Origin of the sequence: Caulobacter sp. 73W (genome assembly GCF_041021955.1) — a bacterium.
Lineage (GTDB): Bacteria > Pseudomonadota > Alphaproteobacteria > Caulobacterales > Caulobacteraceae > Caulobacter.
The window spans coordinates 124288-149167 of record NZ_CP158375.1 but is presented as its reverse complement, the minus strand read 5'-3'; the positions used below and the strand labels follow the sequence as shown (position 1 = coordinate 149167).

Genomic DNA, 24880 nt, shown 5'->3' with positions numbered 1-24880 from the left:
AGGGAGATCGCCATGGCTCAGGGGCCGCTTTCGGGGCTGAAGGTGCTGGAATTCGCCGGCATCGGGCCGGGGCCGTTCTGCGGCATGCTGCTGTCGGACCTGGGCGCCGACGTGGTGCGGATCGACCGCAAAGGGTCCGGCCGCTCGTCTCCCGCCGACATCACGGCCCGGGGGCGGCGGTCCATCGCTCTGGACCTGAAAAAGCCCGAGGCCGTCGAGGCGTGTCTAAAGCTGGCTGAACGCTCCAAGGCGCTGTTCGAGGGCTTTCGCCCCGGCGTGATGGAGCGCCTGGGCCTGGGCCCCGACGTAGCCCTGAAGCGAAACCCCAAGCTGGTCTATGGCCGGATGACGGGTTGGGGGCAAACCGGTCCCTATGCGGCCGCGGCCGGCCACGACATGAACTACATCGCCATCAGCGGCGCGCTGCACGCCATCGGCACCGAGGATAAACCGGTGCCGCCGCTGAACCTGGTGGGCGATTTCGGGGGCGGGGCGCTCTATCTGGCGTTCGGCCTGCTGGCGGGAGTAATTCGCGCCCGCGAGACCGGGCAGGGGCAGGTGATCGACTGCGCCATGAGCGACGGCGCGGCGTCCTTGATGTCGATGTTCTACGGCTTCAAGGCCATGGGCCTTCAGCGGGAGGAACGCCGGGCCAACATGCTGGATGGCGGGGCGCATTTCTACGACACCTATCGGTGCCGCGACGGAAAATGGGTGTCGATCGGCTCGATCGAGCCCCAGTTCTACGCGCTGCTGCTGGAGAAGACCGGCATCACCGACCCGCATTTCCAGCAGCAGATGACCCGTGAGGAGTGGCCCGCCCTGCGCGCAAAGCTGGCGGCGGTGATCTCCACCAAGACGCAAGACGAGTGGACGGCCCTGATGGGCGGCACGGACGTATGCTTCGCCCCGATCCTCGATCTGGATGAGGCCCCAAAACACCCCCACAACGCCGCCCGCAAGACCTTCGTGGACCTGGGCGGGGTGACTCAGCCAGCGCCCGCGCCCCGATTCTCCGCCACCCCCGGCGCCATCCAGGGGCCGCCGCCCAAGATCGGCGCGGACAATGATGCAGCCTTGTCTGACTGGGGTTTCAGCGGTGACGAGATCGAGGCGTTGAAGAGCGCCGAGGCCCTGTAGAGCTTCCAAGGTTGCGCCGCAGCAATCGGGCGGGCAGGTTCCGCCGATGCGGCTGCGCAAGCTCCTCAACCGATTCCGGGCCCTGGATCCGCTCTACTGGACGCGCGAGATCCTGATGGTGCTCGGCCGGGCGCTCAGCCGCCTGTGGGGCCGCGACGTCATGCTGTACGTAGGCGGGGTGTCGTTCTTCGCCATGCTGGCCGTGTTTCCGGCCCTGTCGCTGCTGGTCAGCATCTACACCTTCTTGCTGACGCCCGAGGCGGCGACCGCCCAGGCCGACAGCTTCGCCTATCTGCTGCCGCCTGGGGCGCAGGAGCTGTTCCGCAGCGAGCTTAACCGTCTGGCGCATGCGCCGGTGCAGGCGACCTCGGCCCAGAGCGCCATCTCGCTGATCATCGGCGGCTATGCGGCCCATAGGGGCTTCAAGGCCATGTTGGCCGGACTGGCCTTCATCCATGACGAGGAGGACCCGCGCGGGTTCTTCCGCTTCAACCTGCTGGCGCTGCTGGTCCTGCTGGCGGCCATGGCGCTGATGACGGTGCTCTCGGGCGTGTTCCTGACCTTCCGTGTGGTCGGCGCGACCCTAGACTGGCGGCCGCTGGCGGGCGTCACCTGGATCTACAGCGAATGGACCTGGGTGAGCGTGGGCCTGACGTTCGGCATGACCATGGTCTATCGCTACGCCATGTCGGCCAACCGGGTGGGGTGGCGGGCGTCGATCATCGGCGGGGCGGCGGCGGCGGCGATGTTCGTCGGGGCATCCTGGGCCAGCGCCTTCTATGTGGACCAGATCGCGCATCTGGGCGCCATGTACGGCTCGCTGGCGGCGATCATCGTGGCGCTGATCTGGCTGAGCTGGAACGTCAACGCGATCTTCTTCGGCGGGGCCCTGGCCACCGAGGTGGAGATCGCCATCGAGGAGGCCCCGCGCAAGCTGCTGGCGCAGCTGGAGGCCGAAGACCTCAGAGCGGCTTCGCCACCAGGAAGCTGAGCGCACCGGCGTCTCCGCCCGATTCCAGAAGCTGCGCGCCGGCCTGACTGGCGAAGTGCGGCACGTCGATTTTCGCCATGGGATCGGTCGCCAGCAGGCGGATGTGCGCGCCCGGCGCGGCGTGCTCCAGCGCCTTGCGCAGGCGCAGGGTGGGGACCGGGCAATGGTGTCCGCGGGCGTCGACCAGGATCTCGTCGCTCACGAAAGAACCTCCGCCGCGGACGGGCGTTGATTCGCTCGGTTTCGAAGATGAGGTTCGATCATGGCTGCGCGTCCGACCTGGCAGGGGCACCTGCGCCTGTCGCTGGTGACCTGTCCAGTCGCTCTCTACACCGCAACGGCGGCCGCGGGCGACGTGCACTTCAACCTGCTTCACAAGGACACGCACAACCGCATCCGGATGATCCCGACCGATCCCGAGTTGGGCCCCGTCGAGCGCAGCGATCTGGTGAAGGGCTACCAGTACGAGAAGGACCGCTACATCGTCGTCACTCAGGATGAGATCAACAGCGTCCGGCTGGAAAGCACCAAGACCATAGACATCGAGCGGTTCGTGGACGAGGACGAGATCGATCGCCTTTACTGGGACAGCCCGTATTTCCTCGTCCCGGACGGCAAGCTGGCGGTCGAGGCCTATAGCGTCATCCGCGACGCCCTGAAGAAGACCGGGCGCATCGCGTTGGGCCGTGTCGTGATGCACACCCGCGAGCGCATCATGGCCATCGAGGCGCGGGACAAGGGCCTCCTGGCCTACACCATCCGCAGTCATGACGAGGTGCGCGACGCCGCCGACTATTTCGACGACATCCCGGCCAAGAAGGCGGACGCCGCCATGGTGTCGATCGCCGAGAAGATCATCGAGCAGAAGGATGGCCCGTTCGATCCGTCGGATTTCACCGACCGCTACGAAGAAGCCCTGCGCAAGCTGATCGCCCAGAAGGAGAAGGGCGGCGGCCGCAAGGTGAAGACCCAGGAGCCGGAAGACACCAACGTCGTCGACCTGATGGAGGCCCTGAAGAAGAGCCTCGGCGGCAAGGCGGGAACGACGGAGCGGCGCAAGCCGGCGGCCAAGAAGGCGACGCCGCGCAAGAAGCCGGCGGCGCCCCGCAAGCGAGCCTCCTGATTGAACTTGGCCAAGAACCAGCCCATGCAAGGGCATGGACGACGATCAGGACCTTGTCGAAGCCATCGAGACCGAGCGTCTGCGGCTGCGTAGCCCGCGCGCAGCGGACGCCGCCGCCTTCGCCGCGTCGCTGCCGCCAGAAGTGACGATGTGGCTTAACTCATGGCCGGCGGAGGTGAGCGTTGAGCTGGCCGCCCAGCGCATCGAGACCATGCGCGCCCGCCTCGCGGAGAACCGCGCTTTGGAGAGCCGCGAATTCCTGAGCTTCGTGATCGAACGCCGCTCCGATAAGCGCCTCCTCGGCGCGATCGGCGCCATGGTCAAACCCGAACATCCCGAGCGCGCGGAGATCGGATATCACCTCGATCCCGACCATCATGGCCAAGGCTATGTGGTGGAGGCCGCCAAGGCGTTGATCGAGGCGATCTGGCGCTTGACCGATGTGAGCAGCGTGGCGGCGGCGGCGAACCTGGCCAACGCCCCATCGTTCAAGGTCATGGAGCGGCTGGGCATGACGCCGACCATCGAACAGGCGATCTATTCGCCTGGTCGGGATGTCTGGGAGATGTGCCGCTATTACGAACTGAAGCGGCCTAACCCAACCGCTTGATCGCCGCCGCCAGCGAGCGGGCGCCTTCGCCATAATCGGCCCAGGCCGTGGTCTTGGCCAGGAGAGCGGGGACGGTGCGGATGTTGAAGCGCTTGGGATCCAGGCCGGCGCGGACCTGCGTCCAGTTCAGCGGCATGGAGACTGGCGCGCCATTCCGGCCCCGTGGGGAAAGGGGCGCGACCGCCGTCGACATGCGGTCGTTGCGCAGATAGTCGAGGAATATCCGTCCCTTGCGCACCTTCTTGGCCATGTTGACCACGTAGCGGTCGGGGCTGTCGGCGGCCATCCTGTCGCATACCTCGCGGGCGAAGGCCTTGGCCCGATCCCAGGGGACAGCCGACTTTCCGCCCGTCAGCGGCGTGACCACGTGCAGGCCCTTGCCGCCTGTGGTCTTGCAGAAGCTGACGAGGCCCAGCTCCTCCAGGCGGTCGCGGATCTCGCGTGCGCCCTCGATCACCACATCGAAGCCGAGCTCTTCGGAAGGATCGAGGTCGAAGACCAGGCGGCCGGCGTGCTCGACATCATTGGCCTGACAGTTCCAGGGGTGAAACTCGATCGAGCCGAACTGCGCCAAGGCGATCAACGCCTCCTTGCGGTCGATCTGGATATAGGCGTTGCGGTCGCCGGACACGTCCACGGCGGTGATCAGACTGGACATGCCCTTGCCGACGTGGCGCTGGAAGAACGTCTCGCCGCCGACGCCGTCCGGGAAGCGGATGACCGAGCAGGGGCGGCCCTCGATATGGGGCAGCATCCAGTCGGCGACGGCCTCCAGATAGCGGGCGTTGTCCAACTTCGTGCCAGGCCCGCCATCGCCGGCGTCGGGCCACAGGACACGGTCGGGACTGGAGATGGTTATGCCGAGGACGTGGTTGTCCGCAGCCTTAGGAACGGGCCGAGCCTTGGTCGGCTTGGGTTCGGCGAGTTCAGCCTCATCGACGGGCACGGGGGCTTCGGACTGGACCTCCTCGGCCGGTTTGTCCTTGCGTAGGCCCTTGAAACTGGCCTGGCGCAGGGCGCCGTCGCCCGTGAAGCCGGCATATTCGATCTCTGCGACCAATTGCGGCTTCACCCAGCGGACGTTAGCGGCCTTGTTCGGCGCACCCGCTCCTTCAAAGGGCGACTTGTCAGTCTCCAGCGCCTTCAGCTTGGGCAGAAGTTCAGCGAGCTTCTCCTTGCCGTAACCCGTGCCGATCCGGCCGACATGGACCAGCTTGCCGCCGCGGTGAACGCCAGCGATCAGGGAGCGGAAGGCCGAGCCCGTGGTGGTGTAGCCGCCGATGACCACTTCGTGGCCGGCCCGACATTTCGATTTGGTCCAGTCGCCGCCTCGGCCGGACCGGTATGGCGCGTCGAGCCTCTTGGAGATGATGCCTTCCAGCGACATCCGGCAGGCCGATTGCAGCACCGCGTCGCCGCCGGTGGCGAAGTGATCGACGTAGCGGATACGGCCGTCAGCGTCGCCCAACAGCGCCTTCAGCCGGGCCTTACGCTCGGACAGGGGCAGGGTGCGCAGGTCGTCGCCTTGCGCGAACAGCAGGTCGAAGACGTAGTAGATCAGGTCGTCGGTCTCGCCGTCGGACAGGGCCGCCTGCAAGCCTGCGAAGTCGGGGGAGCCGTTCTCGTCGAGCGCCACGACCTCGCCGTCGATGATGCAGTCGGGCAGGGCGTCGGCTGCATCCCCGACGATGGCGGGAAAGCTGCCGCTCCAGTCCAGACCTTTGCGGGTGCGCAGGGCCGCCGCGCCGCCTTGAACGCGAAGCTGCATGCGATATCCGTCGAACTTGATCTCATGGCCCCAGCCGGCGCCGGCGGGGGGCGGTCGACCAGCTTGCAGAACTGCGGCTCGATGAAGTCGGGGAGCTGGTCGGCCTTCACGGGCTTCTTTGGCCGCTGTGAGGGCTTGGCCTTTGGCGCGCCGGCCTTGGCGGCCGCCTTGTCGGCGGAAGCCTCGGGGTCGCGGTTGGATTTCCACACCGATCCGGCGCTACGCTTCTGATGGGTCATGAAGGGGGTAGGGGCGTCGCCCTTTCCCTCGGCGATCTGCTCCATCTTGCGGCCGGAGGCGATGGAGAAGGCGTTCTCGTTCAACAGGGCGTCGGCGTCGCCCTCATGCTCGTAGCCATCTCGGTGCTTGATCAGCAGCCAGTTGGTGCGCTTGCCGCCGTTGCGGTCGTGCTTCATGCGCACCAGCACCCATTCGCCCTTCATGCGCTCGCCGGCGAAGACGACCTTCAGGTCGCCCTTCTTGAGCATTGCGTCGATGCTCATACCCTGGGGCGGGGCCCAGTAGCCGCGATCCCACAGCATCACCGTGCCCCCGCCGTACTCACCCTTGGGGATCGTGCCTTCGAAGTCGCCATAGTCGAGGGGATGGGGTTCAACCTCCACCGCCAGGCGCTTGTCGGACGGATCAAGGGAGGGGCCGCGCGTCACCGCCCAGGACAGGAAGACGCCCTTGTGCTCAAGCCGCAGGTCATAGTGCAGGCGGGTGGCGGCGTGTTTCTGGATGACGAAGCGCAGGCGTTCGGATGCCTCGACGGCGTCCTTGCCGCTCGGCTCGGCGGTCTTGGTGAAGTCGCGTTTGGCGCGATAGGTCGCGAGCTTGGCGCTGGGCACGGCTGAGGTTTCCCGCTCTCTAGTCAGACCGCAAATCCTCGCGCCCTGCGACGGTTCCGCTCAGCGAACCCTGGAACTCATGGACACCGGTGTCATCCAGAGGTAGCCATCAACAAAACAAAGTCTGGGAGGAGCCGATGATCATGAACAATTCGATGTCCCGACGTGGCCTGCTGGCCATGGGCGCGGCGCTCGCCGCCTTCACCCCGGCGCTCGCCCAGACAGCCGCTGTCCCAACCCGGGCGCAGACCCTGGCGACGATGAAGCGCGCGACGCAGTTCATGGTCGAGACCGTGGCCTACAAGGGTGGCTACGTCTGGTCCTATCTGCCCGACTTCTCGCGCCGGTTCGGCGAGATGGAAGCGTACCCGACCATGATGTGGGTCCAGCCGCCCGGGACGGGCACGGCCGGTCACCTGTTCCTCGACGCCTATCACGCCACCGGAGACGAATATTACTACCAGGCCGCCCAGGCCGCAGCGTCGGCCCTGATCGCCGCCCAGCACCCGGCCGGCGGCTGGAACTACCTGCATGACTTCGCCGGCGAGGAGTTCGACCAAGCGCTGGTACGAGACCATCGGCAAGAACGGCTGGCGGCTTGAGGAATTCCAGCACTACTACGGCAACGCGACCTTCGACGACGCGGGCACGGCCGAAGCCTCGCAGTTCATCCTGCGGCTCTATCTGGAGAAGAAGGACAAGCAGTACTGGGCACCCCTGCAGAAGGCGATCAGCTTCGTCCTGGACAGCCAGTATCCCGTGGGCGGCTGGCCGCAGCGCTTCCCCCTGACCAAGGAAGGCGGCCTGCACGGCAACGAGGACTACACCCGCGCCATCACATTCAACGATGACGTGGCCGGCGAGAACCTCGAGTTCCTGATCATGGTCTATCAGACCCTGGGCGATAAGCGGGCCCTGGGCTCGATCCAGCGGGCCATGGACAGCTTCATCGCCACCCAGCAGCCGCAGCCCCAACCCGCCTGGGGTCTTCAGCATTCCGAAAAGACCCTGAAGCCGGTCGCCGCGCGGACCTATGAGCCGGAGGCGTTCGCGACCCATACGACGGCCCAGAACATCACCTCGATGATGGGCTTCTACCGCCTGACCGGCGACCCGAAATACCTGGCGCGCCTGCCCGAGGCCCTGGACTGGCTAGACAAGGTCAAGCTGCCCCCCGAGCTGGTCAAGGACGGCCGCACGCATCCGACCTTCATCCAGCCCGGAACGGGCAAGGCGTTGTTCATCCACCGCACCGGCTCCAACGTCGTCAACGGCCGTTACTACGCCGACGAGAACCCGCAGAAGGTGGTCATCCATTACGGCTCTACCCGCGCGGTGAATGTCGCCAAGCTGCGAGCCGAGTACGAAGCGCTGAAGGCGACGTCGCCGGCGGAAGCCGCCAAGAACTCGCCGCTGAAGGCCAAGCCGGGGTCCATCGGCCTGCCCAAGTATTTCACTGGCGAGGACGTCTCGGTCTCCGACCTGAACGTCAACGCCCTGCATGAGGCGGGCGAGGTGAAGGCCGAGGACGCCAAAAAGGTGATCGGCGACCTCAACAAGGCCGGCTGGTGGCCGACCGAGCTGAAGGCGGCCAGCAACCCCTATGCGGGGGACGGCTCTCCGACCCCAGCGCCGGGCGATTATTCTGAGACTCGGGTAGGGGACAAGACGGACACATCGCCCTACGTGGCGGAAAACCCGCCGATCGGCATCTCGACCGGGGCCTATATCGATAATATGGGCTTGTTGATCAGGTATTTGGACAGCCTGCCCAAGACCTGAAATCGGCCAATTGTGATCAGGGCGCGATTGTGACCGAGACAAGGTCATTTCGCGCCGAGCGGAACAGTAGGAACCTTAGCCTCGTTTTTCTCCCGACTTCACACAACGGAGGAACGCGAGATGACGTCCTATAACCCCGGCCCGAACCTTGGTGGTCCTGATCTGAGCGGCCGCGATACTGTGCGCGATATTCCGAGCGAGCGCCCGGTCGACGCGCGTCCGCTGGGCGTCAGCGACAACGGCGTGTACACGCCGGTCTATGCCCGCAAGCCCAAGAGCAGCGCCACCAACAAGATGATGCTGTTCGCCATTCCGGTGGCGCTGGTCGCCACGGGCGCCCTGGTCTGGGCCACGAGCGGCCCGAAGACGACTGAGGACGCCGCCACGACCGAGATCGCGGATGCCCAACCGGTGAACACGCCCGCTCCCGCACCGGACCCCGCCCGGACGCCGACTGAGGCGGCTGAGGCCGAACCAGTGGCGGCGCCCGCCGCCGCGCCGGCTGCGGCTGCTCGCTCAACTCCCGCGCCGCGCCGTGTCGCCGCGTCGGCCCCAAGCCGCGCCGCCGCTTCGGCCGCGACGGAACGTGTCCAGGCCGCTTCGCGCGTGACCCCGGCGCCCAGCGCTTCGACCGCCACCAGCGACGTGTCCGCCAGCGTGCCGCCGCCGGTCGTGGCCATCCCGCAGGCGACCACCACGCCCGCTCCGGCGCCCACGCCGCAGCCGAACGCGCTGACGGTCGATCCCATGAACGCTCAGCCGCCGGCCAACGCCACGCCGCCGATCGTGGATCCGGATCCCCGCTAACCGCGGCGTGATCAGGTCAGAAGGGCGATGGCCAAAGCGGTCGCGCCAAGCAGACCGATCACAATGATGAAAGAGATGGCCAGGAACTCGTTGATGTGGCTGCGCAAGGAGCGCGGCAGCCCTTCGGGTCCCTGGCTTTCTTGCTGATAAACCTGGTCCGGGCGCACAACGATGCGTTCCGGACCTTTCTTGTGTCGGGGAACGAGTTTGTCGGACATCAAGGGACCGTGGGTGGCGATTGCGCTGATACTTAGGCGCCTCTATGCGGATTGCATACCTGCCCGCAAGGCGTCGCTCGGATTTTCGCGGACGCGCCTATAGTCGGCGACAATCAGATTCGGAGCCGCCATGTCCGCCCGTCTTTCTCGCCGCGCCCTCGTCCTCCTGGCCGCCGCGCTCGCCCTGAGCGCGTGCGCCAAGGGTGACAAGAAGGAGGGCCTGGCCGCTATCAAAGAACGCGGCGTGCTGCGGGTCGGGGTGGAGGGCACCTATCCGCCCTTCAACTTCCAGGGCAAGGACGGCGCCCTGGCCGGGTACGAGATCGATTTCGGCAAGGCGGTGGCGGCCAAGATGGGCCTGAAGGCCGAATTCATCCAGACGCCCTTCGCGGGCCTGTTGGGCGGGCTGGAGTCAGGGCGGCTGGACGTGGTGGCAAACCAGATCTCCATGACCCCCGAGCGGCAGGCCAAGTACGGCTTCTCGCAGCCTTACACGATCAGCGGCATCCAGATCATCCTGCGCAAGGACGACGCGCGGCCGATCGCGACTCCGGCTGATCTGGCTGGCAAGAAGGTCGGCGTCGGCCTGGGCACCAATTATGAGGCCTGGCTGCGCAGCGACGCGCCGACGGCGGTCGTGAAGACCTATGACGACGATCCCACTAAGTACCAGGACCTGAAGGCCGGTCGCATCGATGCGGTGCTGAACGACAAGTTGGTGGTGCTGGACCTGATCAAGAGCGGAGCGCCGATCAAGGCGTCGGGGCCGTCGTTCGCGCGCACACAGATGGGCGTGGCGTTCAAGCAGAGCCCCGAGTTGAAGACCGCGGTGGACAAGGCCATCGACGACCTGCGCGCCTCGGGCGAGCTGGCGGCGATCTCGATCAAGTGGTTCGGCCAGGACGTGACGAAGTAGCCGTATGGAGACGGGTCTCGACCTCATCATCCAGTCCGCACCCTTCCTGCTTAAGGGCTGCCTGTTCACGATCACCCTGGCTGTGAGCAGCATGGCGCTGGGACTTCTGCTGGGCTTTGGCCTGGCCATGATGCGGCTTTCGGCCATCGCGCCGTTGCGCTGGATCGCGGCTGTCTATGTATCAGCCTTCCGGGGCACGCCGCTGCTGGTGCAGCTGTTCCTGATCTATTACGGCCTGCCGACCATCGGCATCGAGATCGAGCCGATGCCGTCGGCGATCATCGGCTTCACCCTCAATGTCGGGGCCTATGCATCGGAGATCCTGCGCGGCGCCATCGCCGCCGTGGATCGCGGCCAGTGGGAGGCGGCCAGCGCCATCGGCATGAACCGGGGCCAGACCCTCGTCCGCGTGATCCTGCCCCAGGCGGCGCGCACGGCCTTGCCGCCACTGGGCAACAGCTTCATCGGCCTGGTGAAGGACACGTCCTTGGCGGCGACCATCCAGGTGCCCGAGCTGTTCCGCCAGGCGCAGCTGATCACCGCGCGGACCTATGAGATTTTCGCCATGTACCTGTCGGCGGCGGCGATCTACTGGATCGTCTCGACCGGCCTGGCGGCCCTGCAGTCGGCCGCCGAGAAGCGCGCCAGCCGCCACAGCCGGGAGGCCGCGCGATGAGCATGATCGAGGTCCGCGGCCTGTATAAGCGTTTCGGCGACAACGAAATTCTCAAGGGCGTCGACCTGACGGTGGGCGAGGGCGAGGTGGTGGCCATCATCGGTCCCAGCGGTTCGGGCAAGACCACGCTGCTGCGCTGCTTGAACGCCCTGGAAGCGGCCGACGCTGGGACGGTCCGTGTGGCGGGGGTGGAGCTGGACGGCTCAAAGCCCCTGGCGAGGCAAAAAGCGGCCGTCAAGGCGCTGCGCCTGCATGTCGGCTTCGTTTTCCAGAGCTTCAACCTGTTTCCTCATCGCACGGCCCTCGAGAACGTCCTCGAGGGTCCGGTGATCGTGAAGAAGGAGCCGCGCGCCGAGGCGACCGCCCGCGCCCGCAATCTGCTGGCCAAGGTGGGTCTGGCGGAAAAGGCCGACGCCTATCCGTCGCGCCTGTCCGGCGGTCAGCAGCAGCGGGTGGCCATCGCCCGGGCCCTGGCCATGCGGCCGGACGTGATCCTGTTCGACGAGCCGACCAGCGCCCTTGATCCCGAACTGGTGGGCGAAGTGCTGGCGACCATTCGCGACCTGGCCCAGGAGAAGCGGTCGATGGTCATCGTCACCCACGAGATGAGCTTCGCCCGCGACGTGGCCGACCGGACCATCTTCATGGATGGCGGCGTTGTGGTGGAGCAGGGGCCATCCAAGGCGCTGTTCGCCGCGCCGAAAGAGGAACGCACCCAACGCTTCTTGCGTAAGTTCCTCGCGGGCTGAAGTTTCCAGAGGCGAGCGTGATGATCCAAATCGGCGTCGATTTCGGCGGCACCAAGATCGAAGCGGCGGCGCTGGACGCCGAAGGCGAGTTTCTGGCGCGGCTGCGTGAGCCGAACCCCGGGGACTACGACGCCGCGATCCGCGTGGTCGTGGACCTGATCGAGCGCGTGGAAGCCGAGGCTGGCGGGGAAGGGGCGGTCGGCATCGGCGGTCCGGGATCGGTCTCGCCGCGCACCGGCCTGATGCGCAACGCCAACTCACAGTACCTGAACGGTCGCCCGTTCGACGCGGACCTGGCCAAGGCCCTTGGCCGTCCCATCCGCATGGCCAACGACGCCAATTGCCTGGCCCTGTCCGAGGCCGTGGACGGCGCGGCGGCGGGCGCGACTGGGGTGTTCGCCATCATCATCGGCACAGGCTGCGGCGGCGGAGTGGTCTTCGACGGGCGGCTGGTCAACGGCGCCAACGCCATCGCTGGCGAATGGGGGCACACGCCTCTGCCCTGGCCGCGCGAGTATGAGCTTCCCGGCCACAAGTGCTGGTGCGGGCAGATGAATTGCCTGGAGACCTGGGTGTCCGGGACCGGCTTTCGCCGTGACTACGAGCAGGCGACCGGTCGCCACCTGACCGGCGAAGCGGTCATCATGGCGATGCGCGAAGGTGATGCGCAGGCCGTGGCCGCGTTCGATCGTTACGCCGACCGCCTGGGGCGCGCCATGGCCGTGGTCGCCAACATGATCGATCCGGACGTCTTCGTCCTGGGCGGAGGCATGTCCAACGTAGACGAACTCTATGAGCGTCTGCCCGCCGTCGTGCGGCGCTATGTGTTCTCGGATGTGTGGCACGCCAAGATCGCCCGAGCAAAATGGGGCGACAGCTCGGGGGTGAGGGGGGCGGCGCGTCTCTGGTCCGCCCCCGCCTAAGCCCTACTTCTGGCCCCGAGCGGCCTTCTGCTTGTCGACCATCGCCTTCACATCGACCAAGAGCGCCTTGGCGTCGTAGGCGACCCCGCGCGTGACGGTCCATTTGACGCCGCCGACGGTCTCGATCTTGTTGTCCGGGCTCAGGCGCTGGTGGCCGGTGCCGTACAGGGTCTTGAAGTTGGCCAGCGGATTTTCCGGCGTGATCACCAGGTCGGCGCTGTAGCCCGGCTTGACGATGCCGAAGGTCGGCGCCTCGTGCTTGGGATCGGCCAGTGTGCGGGCGCCGTTGATAGTGGCGGCCTGCACGACTTCCAGGGGGGTGAAGCCGGCTTCTTGCATCAGCTCCAGCTCCTCGATGTAGCCGAAGCCGTAGAGCTTCCAGATGAAGCCGCTGTCAGAGCCGGTCGTCACGCGGCCGCCGATGTTCTTGTAGTCGTTCATCAGGCGCATGAAGCGCCCGTAGAAATTGCGCCACGCCACTTCGTTGGAGGTCGTCCAGTCGAAGAAATAGCTGCCGTGGTTGTCGCGGGTGGACTGGTAATAGTCGTTCAGCGTCGGCAGCGTGTAGACAGAATGCCAGTCGGCGTTCTTGGCCTTCATCAGGTCGCGCGAGGCGGCGTAAATGGTCATGGTCGGGTCGAAGGTGACGCCGGCCGCCTTCTGGCTCTTGAGGTACTCGAACCAAGCGTCCGAGCCGGGCTCGATCTCGTCCCAGATCTCGGCGGCTTCGCCGAAGCGCTTGGCCTCGTCGTAGAAGTTGTAGTCGGTCGGGTACTTCTGCAGGCGTCCGTTGGACAGCAGCGACTCGAAGTGGCCGTAGAAGTGGGTGACGGTGCCGAGGCCCGCGTCGCCGAGCTGCTTGGCGTTCAGGCTGGCCACGCCAGGCTGCGAGATGTGGGCGACGGTGCCCAGGCCGACCTTCTTGGCCTCGTCGATGGCCGCCAGCATCACTTCGGGCGTCTCGTCGTTCCAGCCGAAGAACTTGATGCCGTCGATATTGTTCTTGGACGCCCACTGCACCCAGGCGCGCGCCTTGTCGGGGCCCGTGATGCGGCCGCCGGACCAGCCGGAACCGATGGTCTGGTAGTTGTAGATGCGCGGGGCGACGATCTCGCCGCGGGCGCTGCGGTTCTTCTCGGAGGAGGCGAGCGGCTGGGACGCCAGGCTGACGCCGCGGACAGTCGTCACGCCGTGGGCCAGCCACAGCTTGTAGACGTACTCGAGGTCGGCGGCCTTCTGGGGCGTGCCGGCGTGGGCGTGCATGTCGACGAAGCCGGGCAGGGCGTACATGCCGGTGGCGTCGATCTCGTGGTCGGCGTCGCGCGGCTCGCGGTTCTGCTTCAGAGGCATGCCCGGCCAGCCGGCCTGCAGCACGTCGGTGATCTTGTCGTTCTCGATGACGATGTCGACCGGGCCGCGCGGCGGGGCGCCGGTGCCGTCGACCAGGGTCACGCCGCGGATGACCATCTTGCGGTACGGTCCAAAGCCTTCGCCGGCCTTGCGGGCGGGCGCCGGGTTGAGCGTGGCGCGGGCCGGCGCGGCGGCGGCTTCGTCCGCCACGTGAGCAAAGGCCGGAGCGGCCGTGCAGGCCATGGCGACAGCAATGCCGGCGCTGGCCAGCAGCAGGTTCAAACGACGCATAGTCCCCCCAAAGAACACATCGGACCGCGTCCGACGCGGGGACGATAGCGACCAACGCGCGTCACGCAACCGCCATGGACGGCTGTCGTCCAAACGATTCAATCGGCGAATTGTCTCGCGTAGAGGGCGTTTCACACGTTTCGACGGGAGCGCCCGTCGTCTTGCTTATGGCGAACGATGTTCACGAACCGCACAATCGCCCGGTGAGCAGGGTGGGCCAAGTGCATTGCCGACAAGCGAAGCGACTTTGCAGGCGTTGATGGTGGAAAGCCTGCGGGGCGATCCAGGCTCCTATCGCCAGCAGCTCAGTCTGCTGTCGGACAGGCTGAGGCGCTACTTCGTCCGATGCCTGGGCGAGGCGGCCCATGAGGTGGAGCCTCTGGTTCAGGAAACCCTGATCGACATCAACGCGCGTCGGGCGACCTATGACCGGCGCCAGCAACTGACGGTCTGGGTTCATGCTATCGCCTACCACAAGCTCATGAAACACCGCCGCCGTTCGGGTCGCGTCCTGCCGCCAGCCGACGATCTCTCCCTGTTTTGAGGTCGCTGAACAACTGTCCTTATCCGCGCTCCGGCGCTTGCACGGAACCCGCGTCATGATAGGGTTGCTTTAGAATACCAACTGGGAGGATTGGTCGTGGCCAAGCTGAATTACTACACGGTGGGCACCAACAAGCTGGATGAGGCCAAGGCCTTTTACGACGCGCTGCTCGGCTCGATCAAGATGGCGGGCATCTTCGATCATCCCCGCGGCGGACGCTTCTATCGCGGCGAGGGCACGGGCCTGTTCGGGGTGCTTGGCCCCTATGACGGGCAGGACGCCTGCATCGGCAACGGGACCATGGCCGGCTTCAGCTTCGACAGCAAAGCGGAGGTGGACGCTTTCCACGCCAAGGCTCTGGAGCTGGGCGCCGTCTGCGAGGGCGCGCCGGGCGAGCGGATGCCCAAGATGTACTTCGCCTATTTCCGCGATCTGGATGGCAACAAGCTGTGCGGCTACCACTTCGGCTAGCCAGCTGAGGTCTCGCGCCATTTCAGGATCAGCTGGCGGCCCCGGAACTCGATGGACTCGAACCGGCTGAGGAAACTGAGACCCAGAAGCGAGGCGCGCATCGGCGTCTTGTTGATGGTCATGTCGAAGTCGGCCGCCTTTACGGCGCCGACTTCGATACTGGCCGCGCGCCAGGCCGCGCCGTAGCCGACGCCATTGGCCGTCTCGGCCTCATAGGCATAGTCCAGGCGTTCGGTGTCGATGCCCAGACGGCGGGCGTCCTCGGGGCTGAGAACCGTCTCCGTCGCGCCGGTGTCCACGAGAAAGCGGACACGCTGTCCGTTCACCCGGCCGACAATCACATAAGATCCGGTCTCGTCCTGAGGCACGACCATCTCGCGCTCCGACACCTGCACCGGATTGCCGACATTGAAGGTGGTTTTCAGCCGCTGCGGCACGCCGGCGATCTCGTCGCGATAGGCGTAGCCCAGCACCAGGACGGCGATGATCCCGCTCCAGATCGCGGCGTAGCGCAGATAGAGGCCGATGTTCCCGCGCCGCACGCGCAGCAGGACGGTGGAGACCAGCGCCACCAGCCCAACGCCGTAGCCGACATTGGCCCAATCCTCGCCCGTCTGGACCGCCTCTGGAAACGCCCTGGCCAGCGCCAGGACGACGCCGACGACAGCCACGATGACCAGGACCCAAATCCAAACGCGCTCGCCGCTCCTCGGCGGTTCTTGCGGCTCTTGCGGCTCAGGGCTCCAGGGGTTGCGGTCGGGCTGCACGCGTCGGGGATCCTTGGCGTCGAAGGGACTCGTGGGCCCTTTAAGTCGAAGACAGGTCCGCCGACGTCAAGCCGGTGAGCTGACGTTCGCAGCCTTGGCCTTCAGCGCGTCGACCAGATCCTGCGGCGTCAGGCGCGCCTGCAAGCCGCGCTGGCCGCCGTTGACGAAAACCTCGTCGAAGGCCAGGGCGTCGGCCTCCACCACGGTGGGGACTTGGCGCTTTTGGCCAAAGGGGCTGATGCCGCCGACCTTGAAGCCGGTCAGGCGTTCGGCCTCCGGCACGGGCATCATCTCGGCCGACTTGCTCCCAAGGGCGGCGGCCAGCTTCTTCATGCTGACCTCCCGATCAGACGGGACCACCACGCAGGCGGGCTTGCCGTCGGCCTTGACCATCAAGGTCTTCAGCACCCGGTCGGGCGCGACGCCCATGGCCTGCGCCGCCTGCAGGCCCACGCGCTCGGCGCCTGGGTCATAGTCATAGGTCTGCAGGGCGTAGGCGACCTTGGCCTTGTCCAGGGCGAGGGTGGCGAGCGTGGTCTTGGCCATGGCGGGACTTTACGAGAAAGAACGAGCGCCTGTTTGGCCCCGCGCATCCCGCCAAGGCAAGGCTTAGTCCGTCGCGAAGCATGCCTGCGCTGCGCGGGACGCGATGACCGCCTGCTCAAGGCGCTCGCGATTGCGCCAGCTGCCCAGGACGAGAACCCGGCGGCCAGGGTGAGCCGCGACGGCCTGGGCGACGCGTTCGGCCATATAGTCGTTCCAGCGGGTCTGGACGGCGAACGCCTTGTCGCCGGCAAAGCTGTACTGGACGGTGTTGAGGCCGTTGGCGGCGGCGGCGGTCACGGCGTCGTGCGCGCGGTCCGGCGTACGCCACCAGGTGAGCATGGCGGCCTCAGTCGCCGTATCCAGGGCGTCTACGGCGGCATGGGCGGCTGGGTCGGCCCGTCGGAATCCGTCAAAGGCCGCGCCGGCCTCCGTGACCATGGCTTTGAACGCTTCGCCGCCTGGCTCCATCGGCACGGCGACCACCTGCATCGTCTTCAGCAGCGGCCAGACCACCTCAGGATATTCCGGCCGGCCCGGGGTGGCGGCGCGGTCGATGAGTTCGTCGGGGCGAACTTCCACCACAAGGACGTCGGGGCGGAAGTCGACAATGGCCCGGCGAAGGGCGGCGTAGCTGAAGCCGGGCGTCTTGGCGTGCAGGCCGTGCAGGGCGCCGATCACCGCCACCGCGTTTGCGGGCGGGACAGGGCAGGCGGCCTGCGCCGTCGAGGCGAGGGCGGCGAAGACAAGCGCGGTGAGGGTGGATTTCAAGGCGGACCTCCTGATGTGGGAGGTCGTAGTCGGCGAGCTGGCGACACCGTGGAAGCTTGGATCGCCCAGCGGGACCGCAGCGGCGGCGAGCGGGTCAGGGTCGGGGCTAGACTGGCAGGCGCCCAGCCAAGGCGCCGCGGAACCGGCGGCTGAGACGCAGGCGGCGACCGTCGCGCAGCTCCACCTCCGCGTCGCCCCTGCCAACACCCTGGACGTGGCGCACGCGGTCGAGGCGGACAATGGCGCTGCGGTGGATGCGGGCGAACTGGGCCTGGGGCAGGGTCCGCGACAGGGTGGTCAGCGACTGGTCGGTCAGGCGGCTGCCGGAGCCGGCGTGGATCTCCGCATAGTCCCCGGCGGCGGCGATCCAGTCGATCTCGCCATAGGCGATGAAGCGCGTCGATCCGCCGTCGCGAATCCACAGCCCTTCGGCGACGGGTTCGGCAGGCGCCGGGTTTGTGCGGCGAGCTTGCAGCCAGGTTCCAGCGATCAACAGGCCGTAGGCGAGGGCCGCCGTGTCAAGGTTGGCGGCCAGGACCGGCGTCATCATGCCGATGATCGAACGACCCTGGCCATAGATCGGATGGAAGGCGACCGAGAAGACCAGGACGTGAGCCGCCATGGCGAGCGGCGCGCCGAGCATCAGGGCGGCGATGCGCAGGGTCAGCCGCTCGATCCGCCAGATGCGTGAAAGCCCCGCCAGCAAGGCCGGCGAGATCAGCGCCCAGATGGAGAAGATCGCCAGGGTGTAGGCCAGTGTCGGCCACCACGACTGCGGACGCCCCGAGAAATCCGCGAAGACGTAAGCCTGTCCCGCGCTGACCAAAGCGGCCAGCATCCAGGCGCCGAGGCCGGCGGCGATAAGGCGGGGCGAGAGTGCGGCGAAAGCCATCAGAACGCTCTAGCCCAGGCCTGTTTCGACGTCGATCCGATGCGCCATGTCACACGGACGTCCCCTGCCTCGTCCTGTTCGTGAAGGACCGATCGTCGGTCTCGAAGATGGAGGGTTTGATGTCGACAAAGGCTGTCTTGAGCGTCGCAGCTGTCATGGGCGTCGGTCTCGGCGCGAACGGCGTGTTCATGCTGGTTGCGCCGCTAGACTGGTATTTCGCCATTCCTGGGGTCACCACGACCGGGCCGTTCAACCAGCACTTCCTGCGAGACATCGGCCTGATCTTCCTGCTGGTCGGCGGAGCGTATCTGACTGGCGTAGGCATGCCCCGGCGCCGGGTGATCTTGTGGGGCGCGTCGAGCCTCTGGCTGGCGGGGCACGCGTTGTTCCACTTTTGGGAAGTGGCGGCGGGCATCTGCGGCCCATCGGTCCTGCTGCGCGACTTCCCCGCCGTGACCATGCCGGCCGTCATCGGCGGCCTGCTGACCGCCTGGGCGGTCGTGCGTGATCGCAAGGCCGGCTACTTGTAAAAGCCGTCGCGCAGGTTGAGGCCGTGCTCCAGCCAGACCTTCATGGCGCAGAGCATGCCGGTCCACCCCTGGCAGTTGCCATAGGACGCCTCGACGCCTTCCTTGGTCTGGGCCCAGCCTTCCTCGGCGATGCGCACCAGGGTGCGGCCGTCGTCCAACGACTCGAAGGTCATGGTCACGGTCGTCAAGCTGGCGCCCGAGGCGTCCGGTTCGACGGCGTTCTCGGCGCCGTCCCAGCGAAGGACGATACGCTTGTCCTTGTCGACCTCGATCACATGCACGGGAAACGCGCCGGGGAAGTCATGGAAGTCCCAGGTGACGACCGCGCCCGTCTCCAGCCGCCCCTTGGCCCCGCCGGTCGTGAAGAAGCAGGAGAGGCGGTCGGGATTGACGACGGCCTCGAAGACCTCGCCGACGGGTTTGGAGATCCGACCGCTGACCGTGAACTTCGGCTCCATCGTCTCGCTCCTCTTGTGACTGTGAGCGACATCATGTTATTAAAATATAACATGTCAATCGACGACGAGGACGACCTGCTTTTCAAGGCCCTGGGGCATCGCGCCAGGCGGCGGATTCTCGACGCCTTGAAGGCTGGGCCGCGCACGACGGGCATGCTGTGCGACCTGACTCCCGAGCTTGATCGGTGCACGGTGATGCAGCATCTGAAGGTGCTGGAGGCGGCCGGCCTGGTGGTGGTCGAGCGACGCGGACGCAAGCGCTGGAACCACCTGGACGCCCTGCCGGTCCATGCGATTCACGAACGCTGGATCGGGCCGTATGCGGCCTACGCCTCCTCCATGCTTAGCCGCCTGAAGCGCGAAAGCGAGCGGCCGGAAGAGGGGCTTTCGTTTCAGCCGGACCCCATCGGCGCCGGGCGGGGCGACGATCACGAGCCTTGACGCAATTCGAACATAGCCGCGACCTAGGCAAGGCCGCTAAGATGCCGCTGCAGCTTCAGAGGTTCGAGTAGATGAGTAAAGCCGCCGTCATTCGCCGCCTTTCCGACGAAGGCATGACCGCCGCCGAGATCGTGGCCAAGACGGGTTACGTGCACGAGTACGTCTGGCGCACCCTGGACAAAGCCAAGAAGCTCCCCTGGCAGCGGCAGGAAGCGGCGATCACCGACATGACGCCGCCGATGGACGTGGCCTACCACCCACCGATGGGCGGCGTCGAGATCGGCGCCAAGGACAGGACGGCCCTGAAGTTCCTGGGCGCGGCAGCCCTGGTGGTCGCCTCCAGCGTGGTCATCTACGCTACCGGCAAGCGCCTTCGCGTCTGGTAGAAACCGCTTAAGAGCACCAGCGCCAGAACGCAAAACGCGATCCGACCGGACAGATCGGATCGCGCATTTGTCCGTGAGCGGCGCCCCGGCTGAGGGCGGGAGCGCCGTCCTGGTGCGCTTAACGGGCGCGGATGAAGGTGCGGATGTCGTTTGACAGCTTCTTCAGGTCGTCCTCACGCACGTACATCATGTGGCCGGCGTGGTAGTAGTCCCACTTGATGCGGCCGTCGGTCGGGATGCCCGGGCGGTTCAGCGAGTACTCCGCCCCGAAGAACGGGGTGGCGAAGTCGTAGTAGCCCTGGCCGACCCACACCCGCAGGCCGCTGTTCTCACGCAGAGCCTTGCCGATGTACGGCGCGACGTTCAGGTAGCCCGAACCGCCGCGCGGACCGCCGATGTTCCAGTCCCAGTTGCCCGTGGAGCCAATCGACGAATAGACGACGTCGGGCGAGTACTTCAGCGTTTCGCGCGAATAGGCGTTCATCGCGGCGGTATAGGCGCCGTCGATGCCGTAGAAGCTGGGATCGTTGTCGGGGCGGTCGCCGGCGTTGTCGTAGTCAACGCCGGTGTAGCGGGTGTCCAGACGCCCGATGGTCAGACCCCGATCACGCAGCAGCTCCTTGTAGAAGCGGCTGGGCGACAGGCGCAGGTTGGCGTTGCTCAGATAGGCCTGCGAAACGCCCGTGAAGCGCGACAGCTGCGGCAGGACCGCGGCCCGCTCTTCGGCGGTCAGCGAGTTGCCCTTCAGCAGGGCCGACGCGTACGGGCCGATGGCGAAGGCGCGGGCTTCGGCGACGAACGCCTCGACCGTGGCCGGCTTGTCGGCGACCTTATTATGATACCAGGCGGTGGCCGCCATGGACGGCAGGTTGGTGACGAAGCCCAGCTCGTTGCCCGGAGAGTCGGCGGCCTGGCTGAAGTCGAGGATCGACGAGATCAGCAGGATGCCGTTGATCGAGACGTCCGTATAGCTGCCTTCCAGTTCGTTGATCACCGCGGCCGAACGGGTGGTGCCGTAGCTTTCGCCGCCGATGAACTTGGGCGCATTCCAGCGGCCATGCTCGTTCAGCCAAAGACGGATGAACTCGGCCATGGACTTGGCGTCCTTGGTCACGCCCCAGTAATTGGCCGGGTCGGTCTTGCCCAGGGCGCGGCTGAAGCCGGTGCCCACGGGGTCGATGAACACGATGTCGGTGACGTCGAGCAGCGAGTCGGGGTTGTCGATGATCGGGAAGGGCGGGGCGCCATCGTCCTTGGCGTCCGAGGGCACGACCACGCGCTTGGGACCAAAGGCGCCCATGTGCAGCCAGACCGAACCCGAACCTGGGCCGCCGTTCCACAGGAAGGTCACCGGACGGTTGGGGTCGGTCGGACCTTCTTTGATGTAGCTGTAGGAGGTGATCGCCGCGAGCGGCTTGCCTTCCTTGTCCTTCAGATAGGTCTCGCCGGCGATGGCGCGGTACGAGACCTTCACGCCGCCGAAGGTGCCGGTGTGCTTGGTGACGGAGACGACCGGGGCCGGAATGCCGTCGGCCCGGCGCTCAGCGGCCGCCTCGGACTTGGGTCCGTCCTGAGCGAAGGCAGGCGCGCCGAGCACCAGCGCCGATACGGCGGCAGCCAAAAGCATCTTCATTGAATTCCCCCTAGTCTTGTACTCCGCCGCCTCCAGGCGCCGGTGTCGAGGGACGCGTCACGCAAACAGCTGCGCGGGCGGATCATCCTCGAACAAACATCAGTAGGAGGACGCAGGGGCCGCCGAATGTAAACCGCCATTCTTAGCGAGATCGTTGAATAAAATCCGGCGCTACGTTGATAATCCGAACGATCTTCAGAGTGCGTCGCAGCATTCAGGAAAAGCCGCCGCTTACGATCTGGGCTACGTCGATTTGGACCAGAAGACCTTGCAACCCCTGGGCGATCCGTTCGGCCCGAGATTGTCACCCATGTCTTAGGTACAAACCGTCACGTATGTGTCCGGGCTATAAAACGCCGCACATGGCGGACAGGGTGGGATTCGAACCCACGGTAGGCTTCCACCTACGGCGGTTTTCAAGACCGCTGCCTTAAACCACTCGGCCACCTGTCCCCAAGAGAACGGGGCCTATATCAGGGCGGCGCGGGTGGCTCCAGCGGCTTGAAGCGGTCGAGCGCCTTAACCCCTCATAAAAACCTTTGATTCACCATGACGGGCATGATCGCCCGCTCTCCATTCGGATCCGTGCGCACCTTGACCGCCCTGCTGCTGGCGACGGCGGGGCTGGCTGCCTGCGCCACGCCCATGCCGACCAAGAACGGCCCGACGCTGTCGAGCAAGTCGCCGCCGTCTGATCGGGCCTGGAAGGACAAGGACGGAAACCCGCTGCGTGGGACCATGAAGCCCTACAAGGTGAGGGGCGTCTGGTACTATCCGGCCGAACAGCCAAATTACGACCAGACGGGCATCGGCTCCTGGTACGGCGAACAGTTCCACAACCGCTACACCGCCAATGGCGAGGTCTTCGACATGGACCTGCCCTCGGCGGCGCACAAGACGCTGCCGCTGCCGTCGATCGTGGAGGTCAAGAACCTCGACAACGGCCGCTCCATGCGCGTGCGGGTCAATGACCGTGGCCCCTTCATCGGCGACCGCATCATCGACCTTTCCAAGGCGGCCGCCGACGAGCTGGGCTTCAAGAACGCCGGCGTGGCGCGCGTACGGGTCCGCTATGTAGGGCCGGCCGGCAAGCCGACGCCGTTCGACCAACCCAAGCGCTACGTCAAGGCCTCCGAGCCGCGCCCGGTGATGGTCGCCGCAGCCCCGCCGCCGCCCGCCTTTGAGCCGGCGCCCTATGTTCCGCCGGCGCGCACGCCGGTTCAGTCCGCATCCTTGCCGCCGATCGGCGGGGCGCCGGCCTATTCGACCCCGAGCTACTCAGCGCCCAGCTATTCGGCGCCCAGCTACACGCTCCCGGTCGCGGGGGCGCGCGCCTCGAACGCCTATCGGGTGCAGGCAGGCGCGTTCTCCAGCCGCGCCAACGCCGAGCGGGCGGTGCAACTGCTGTCCGAGGCCGGGCTGGCGGTGATCGAACCGACCGACCGCGGCGGGATCACCCTATACCGGGTGGTCATGGGCCCAGCGCCTGACGAGAGCGCGGCTCTGGAGCTGCGCGACGCCGCTGCGGCCTTCGGCTTTCCCGACGCCACGGTGCTCCGGCCCTTCTAGGTTCTGGACAACAGGCCCGTTCCAGTCGATTGAACGGGCGTGGCGACCGGCATCTTCATCACATTCGAGGGCGGCGAGGGGGCTGGGAAATCGACCCAGATCCGTCGGCTGGCCGAACGCCTGCGCGGGCTTGGGCGCGAGGTGATGCTCACCCGTGAGCCGGGCGGCTCCGATGGGGCCGAGGCGATCCGCGACCTGCTGCTGAACGGCGCCGCCGAGAAATGGTCGGCCACGACCGAGACCCTGCTTATGTACGCCGCGCGTCGCGATCATCTGGAGCGCGTGGTGCGGCCGGCCCTGGCTGACGGCAAGATCGTTCTTTGCGACCGTTTCGCCGACTCCACGCGGGCCTATCAGGGCGCGGGCGGGGACGCTGATCCTGGCCTGATCGAGGCCATGGAGCGATACGTGGTCGGCGACGACTGGCCCGGCCTGACGCTGATCCTCGACCTGCCGGTGGAAAAGGGGCTGGCGCGGGCGGCCAGCCGTGGCGGCGGCGAAGCGCGCTTTGAATCCAAGGGCGAGGCGTTCCATCAGCGGCTGCGCGCCGCTTTCCTGGCCATCGCCGCGCGCGAGCCGGACCGCTGCGTCATCGTGCCGGCGGACCAGTCGATCGAACAGGTCGAGACCGACATCTGGGCTGCGGTGGAGCCGCGGCTGAAGGTGGGCTGATGGCCTACGAGCCGCCCCATCCGCGCGACGTCTTCGGCCTCAGGGGCCAGGAGACGGCCGAGGCCGCCTTCGCAGACGCCATCGATCGTGGCCGCCTGCACCACGCCTGGCTGCTGACCGGCCCTGAAGGCGTGGGCAAGGCGACCTTCGCCTACCGGGCGGCGCGGCGGCTGATGGGCGCGAGGCCCTTGGGCGGGGGCATCGGATCGGACCACCAAGACCCGGTGAGCCGACAGATCAGCGCGCGGTCTCACCCCGACCTGACCGTGCTGGAGCGCATCGGCGAGGACGGAAAGCCGCGCAAGGTGATCCCCGTCGAGGAGGCGCGCCGCCTGCCGGAGTTCTTCGCCAAGGCGCCGGCGATCTCGCCCTATCGGGTGGCGATCATCGACGCCGCCGACGACCTGAATGTCAACGCCGCCAATGCCTTATTGAAAACTCTTGAAGAGCCTCAAGGGCGCGGCGTGCTCTTTTTGATCTCCCACTCGCCGGGCAAACTGCTGCCGACCATCCGCTCGCGCTGCCGTCGGCTGGTGATGTCGTCAGGCTCCGAAGCCATGGCCGTGGAAATGCTTGAGCAAGCCGGCGCCGCCGAGGGCGAGAACGCCCTGCGGCTGGCCCGCATGGCCAAGGGCGCACCAGGCATGGCGCTGCAGTTGGCCGCCAACGGCGCCTTGGCCGCGGACGACGCGGCGCGCGAAATCCTGATGTCCTTGCCGGCCGCCGACGAGGCCGCCCTTTTGGCCCTGGCGGACACCTTCCGGGGCGCAGAGGGCATGCAGCGCTTTCGGGCTGTGATCGACCGCCTGGCCGAGCGGATTCACATCTTCACCGCCCGTGAGGCGGCGGAGGGGCGGGGCTTTGGCCTCGATGGTTGGGCCGCCGCCTGGGATCGGCTGGTCGCCATGCCGGATCGGGTCGAGGCGGTGAACCTTGATCGGGCCGATGCTTTCTTCTCGGCGGTGCGCGACCTACGCGCGGCCGCCAAAATTCGAGCTTTCTGAGTTG

27 protein-coding genes, 1 tRNA gene and 2 pseudogenes are annotated in these 24880 nt (G+C 66.6%); 18 read left to right on the top strand and 12 right to left on the bottom strand.

The genetic code is table 11. The features are described from left to right. Positions 1-12 precede the first annotated feature (12 nt). Positions 13-1140: a CaiB/BaiF CoA transferase family protein gene (locus ABOZ73_RS00705; RefSeq protein WP_369059904.1), complete on the top strand. Its 1128-nt coding sequence runs from the start codon at positions 13-15 to the stop codon at positions 1138-1140. A gap of 46 nt (positions 1141-1186) precedes the next feature. Beyond that, on the top strand, positions 1187-2131 hold the full coding sequence (locus ABOZ73_RS00700; RefSeq protein WP_369059902.1) for a YihY/virulence factor BrkB family protein: 945 nt from the start codon (positions 1187-1189) through the stop codon (positions 2129-2131). Here ABOZ73_RS00700 and ABOZ73_RS00695 read toward each other — a convergent pair. Next, positions 2103-2333: a sulfurtransferase TusA family protein gene (locus ABOZ73_RS00695; protein WP_369059901.1), complete on the bottom strand. Its 231-nt coding sequence runs from the start codon at positions 2331-2333 to the stop codon at positions 2103-2105. The two genes, ABOZ73_RS00700 and ABOZ73_RS00695, sit on opposite strands and share 29 nt — an antisense overlap. Positions 2334-2393: 60 nt before the next feature. Here ABOZ73_RS00695 and ABOZ73_RS00690 point away from each other — a divergent pair, with 60 nt between their 5' ends. Both ABOZ73_RS00690 and ABOZ73_RS00685 read left to right on the top strand, forming a co-directional pair. Beyond that, positions 2394-3254 (top strand): Ku protein, encoded by an 861-nt coding sequence (locus ABOZ73_RS00690; RefSeq protein ID WP_369059899.1) that lies wholly within the window; start codon positions 2394-2396, stop codon positions 3252-3254. A gap of 34 nt (positions 3255-3288) precedes the next feature. Continuing rightward, complete coding sequence (locus ABOZ73_RS00685) at positions 3289-3864, top strand: GNAT family N-acetyltransferase (protein WP_369059898.1); 576 nt, start codon at positions 3289-3291, stop codon at positions 3862-3864. Here the strand turns inward: ABOZ73_RS00685 and ligD are convergent. Beyond that, on the bottom strand, positions 3848-5632 hold the full coding sequence (ligD, locus tag ABOZ73_RS00680) for a DNA ligase D (protein WP_369059896.1): 1785 nt from the start codon (positions 5630-5632) through the stop codon (positions 3848-3850). The genes ABOZ73_RS00685 and ligD overlap by 17 nt on opposite strands. A 416-nt stretch (positions 5633-6048) precedes the next feature. After that, a pseudogene (locus ABOZ73_RS00675) lies at positions 6049-6483 on the bottom strand (DNA polymerase ligase N-terminal domain-containing protein); the annotation flags it as partial. 143 nt (positions 6484-6626) lie between these two features. Here ABOZ73_RS00675 and ABOZ73_RS00670 point away from each other — a divergent pair. Together ABOZ73_RS00670 and ABOZ73_RS00665 are read left to right on the top strand one after the other, a co-directional pair. Then, positions 6627-8265 (top strand): annotated as a pseudogene (locus ABOZ73_RS00670) (pectate lyase). 120 nt (positions 8266-8385) lie between these two features. Further along, entirely contained in the window at positions 8386-9072 is a 687-nt protein-coding gene (locus tag ABOZ73_RS00665; RefSeq protein WP_369059895.1) for a hypothetical protein, read from the top strand. Positions 9073-9083: 11 nt separating this feature from the next. Here ABOZ73_RS00665 and ABOZ73_RS00660 read toward each other — a convergent pair whose 3' ends face one another. Next, the gene (locus ABOZ73_RS00660; RefSeq protein WP_369059894.1) at positions 9084-9290 is read right to left on the bottom strand and encodes a hypothetical protein; all 207 of its coding nucleotides are present in this window, start codon (positions 9288-9290) and stop codon (positions 9084-9086) included. Between the two features lie 130 nt (positions 9291-9420). Here ABOZ73_RS00660 and tcyJ point away from each other — a divergent pair, with 130 nt between their 5' ends. From tcyJ to ABOZ73_RS00640, 4 genes are read left to right on the top strand one after another with little or no spacing between them, the layout of a single operon-like run. Next, positions 9421-10206 (top strand): cystine ABC transporter substrate-binding protein, encoded by a 786-nt coding sequence (tcyJ, locus tag ABOZ73_RS00655; RefSeq protein ID WP_369059892.1) that lies wholly within the window; start codon positions 9421-9423, stop codon positions 10204-10206. Between the two features lie 4 nt (positions 10207-10210). Beyond that, positions 10211-10882, top strand: a complete 672-nt coding sequence (gene tcyL, locus ABOZ73_RS00650) for a cystine ABC transporter permease (RefSeq protein ID WP_369059890.1) — start codon at positions 10211-10213, stop codon at positions 10880-10882. A 2-nt stretch (positions 10883-10884) separates the two neighbouring features. Then, positions 10885-11631, top strand: coding sequence for an L-cystine ABC transporter ATP-binding protein TcyN (tcyN, locus tag ABOZ73_RS00645; protein ID WP_369062584.1), 747 nt, complete (start codon positions 10885-10887; stop codon positions 11629-11631). Positions 11632-11651: 20 nt separating this feature from the next. Continuing rightward, positions 11652-12554, top strand: coding sequence for an ROK family protein (locus ABOZ73_RS00640; protein ID WP_369059889.1), 903 nt, complete (start codon positions 11652-11654; stop codon positions 12552-12554). A 3-nt stretch (positions 12555-12557) separates the two neighbouring features. On the opposite strand, the gene ABOZ73_RS00635 is transcribed toward ABOZ73_RS00640, so the two are convergent. After that, positions 12558-14195 carry an amidohydrolase family protein gene (locus tag ABOZ73_RS00635; RefSeq protein WP_369059888.1) on the bottom strand — a complete coding sequence of 546 codons (1638 nt, stop codon included), beginning with the start codon at positions 14193-14195 and terminating at the stop codon, positions 12558-12560. Positions 14196-14442: 247 nt separating this feature from the next. Between ABOZ73_RS00635 and ABOZ73_RS00630 the strand changes: the two genes are divergently transcribed. Both ABOZ73_RS00630 and ABOZ73_RS00625 read left to right on the top strand, forming a co-directional pair. Next, the gene (locus ABOZ73_RS00630) at positions 14443-14739 is read left to right on the top strand and encodes a hypothetical protein (protein WP_369059887.1); all 297 of its coding nucleotides are present in this window, start codon (positions 14443-14445) and stop codon (positions 14737-14739) included. Positions 14740-14835: 96 nt separating this feature from the next. Then, positions 14836-15210: a VOC family protein gene (locus tag ABOZ73_RS00625; RefSeq protein ID WP_369059886.1), complete on the top strand. Its 375-nt coding sequence runs from the start codon at positions 14836-14838 to the stop codon at positions 15208-15210. Here the strand turns inward: ABOZ73_RS00625 and ABOZ73_RS00620 are convergent. From ABOZ73_RS00620 to ABOZ73_RS00605, 4 genes are all read right to left on the bottom strand, one after another. Beyond that, complete coding sequence (locus ABOZ73_RS00620; RefSeq protein WP_369059885.1) at positions 15207-15977, bottom strand: TIGR02281 family clan AA aspartic protease; 771 nt, start codon at positions 15975-15977, stop codon at positions 15207-15209. The two genes, ABOZ73_RS00625 and ABOZ73_RS00620, sit on opposite strands and share 4 nt — an antisense overlap. Before the next feature lie 66 nt (positions 15978-16043). Next, positions 16044-16523, bottom strand: coding sequence for a Cys-tRNA(Pro) deacylase (ybaK, locus tag ABOZ73_RS00615; RefSeq protein WP_369059883.1), 480 nt, complete (start codon positions 16521-16523; stop codon positions 16044-16046). Between the two features lie 63 nt (positions 16524-16586). After that, positions 16587-17291, bottom strand: a complete 705-nt coding sequence (locus tag ABOZ73_RS00610) for a hypothetical protein (protein ID WP_369059881.1) — start codon at positions 17289-17291, stop codon at positions 16587-16589. Between the two features lie 106 nt (positions 17292-17397). Further along, positions 17398-18183, bottom strand: a complete 786-nt coding sequence (locus tag ABOZ73_RS00605; RefSeq protein WP_369059880.1) for a LytR/AlgR family response regulator transcription factor — start codon at positions 18181-18183, stop codon at positions 17398-17400. Positions 18184-18302: 119 nt separating this feature from the next. Here ABOZ73_RS00605 and ABOZ73_RS00600 point away from each other — a divergent pair, with 119 nt between their 5' ends. Next, a complete protein-coding gene (locus ABOZ73_RS00600) occupies positions 18303-18713 on the top strand; it encodes a hypothetical protein (protein WP_369059878.1) in 411 nt (136 codons plus the stop codon). Here ABOZ73_RS00600 and ABOZ73_RS00595 read toward each other — a convergent pair. Then, on the bottom strand, positions 18704-19171 hold the full coding sequence (locus ABOZ73_RS00595) for an SRPBCC family protein (protein WP_369059877.1): 468 nt from the start codon (positions 19169-19171) through the stop codon (positions 18704-18706). The two genes, ABOZ73_RS00600 and ABOZ73_RS00595, sit on opposite strands and share 10 nt — an antisense overlap. 51 nt (positions 19172-19222) lie before the next feature. On the opposite strand from ABOZ73_RS00595, the gene ABOZ73_RS00590 reads away from it, so the two are divergent. Both ABOZ73_RS00590 and ABOZ73_RS00585 read left to right on the top strand, forming a co-directional pair. After that, positions 19223-19612 carry an ArsR/SmtB family transcription factor gene (locus ABOZ73_RS00590; RefSeq protein ID WP_369059875.1) on the top strand — a complete coding sequence of 130 codons (390 nt, stop codon included), beginning with the start codon at positions 19223-19225 and terminating at the stop codon, positions 19610-19612. A gap of 71 nt (positions 19613-19683) precedes the next feature. After that, positions 19684-19998 carry a hypothetical protein gene (locus ABOZ73_RS00585; protein ID WP_369059874.1) on the top strand — a complete coding sequence of 105 codons (315 nt, stop codon included), beginning with the start codon at positions 19684-19686 and terminating at the stop codon, positions 19996-19998. 118 nt (positions 19999-20116) lie between these two features. On the opposite strand, the gene ABOZ73_RS00580 is transcribed toward ABOZ73_RS00585, so the two are convergent. Next, positions 20117-21631, bottom strand: a complete 1515-nt coding sequence (locus ABOZ73_RS00580; protein ID WP_369059872.1) for a S10 family peptidase — start codon at positions 21629-21631, stop codon at positions 20117-20119. A gap of 363 nt (positions 21632-21994) precedes the next feature. Further along, positions 21995-22084: transfer RNA gene (locus tag ABOZ73_RS00575), tRNA-Ser, on the bottom strand. Between the two features lie 132 nt (positions 22085-22216). On the opposite strand from ABOZ73_RS00575, the gene ABOZ73_RS00570 reads away from it, so the two are divergent. Genes ABOZ73_RS00570 through ABOZ73_RS00560 form a run of 3 tightly spaced genes read left to right on the top strand, consistent with a single transcriptional unit; the run spans position 22217 to position 24876 of the window. Further along, entirely contained in the window at positions 22217-23200 is a 984-nt protein-coding gene (locus tag ABOZ73_RS00570) for a septal ring lytic transglycosylase RlpA family protein (protein ID WP_369059871.1), read from the top strand. Between the two features lie 39 nt (positions 23201-23239). Beyond that, positions 23240-23872: a dTMP kinase gene (tmk, locus tag ABOZ73_RS00565; protein ID WP_369059870.1), complete on the top strand. Its 633-nt coding sequence runs from the start codon at positions 23240-23242 to the stop codon at positions 23870-23872. Continuing rightward, positions 23872-24876: a DNA polymerase III subunit delta' gene (locus tag ABOZ73_RS00560; protein ID WP_369059869.1), complete on the top strand. Its 1005-nt coding sequence runs from the start codon at positions 23872-23874 to the stop codon at positions 24874-24876. Before tmk ends, ABOZ73_RS00560 begins: the two co-directional genes overlap by 1 nt. Positions 24877-24880: the final 4 nt, after the last annotated feature.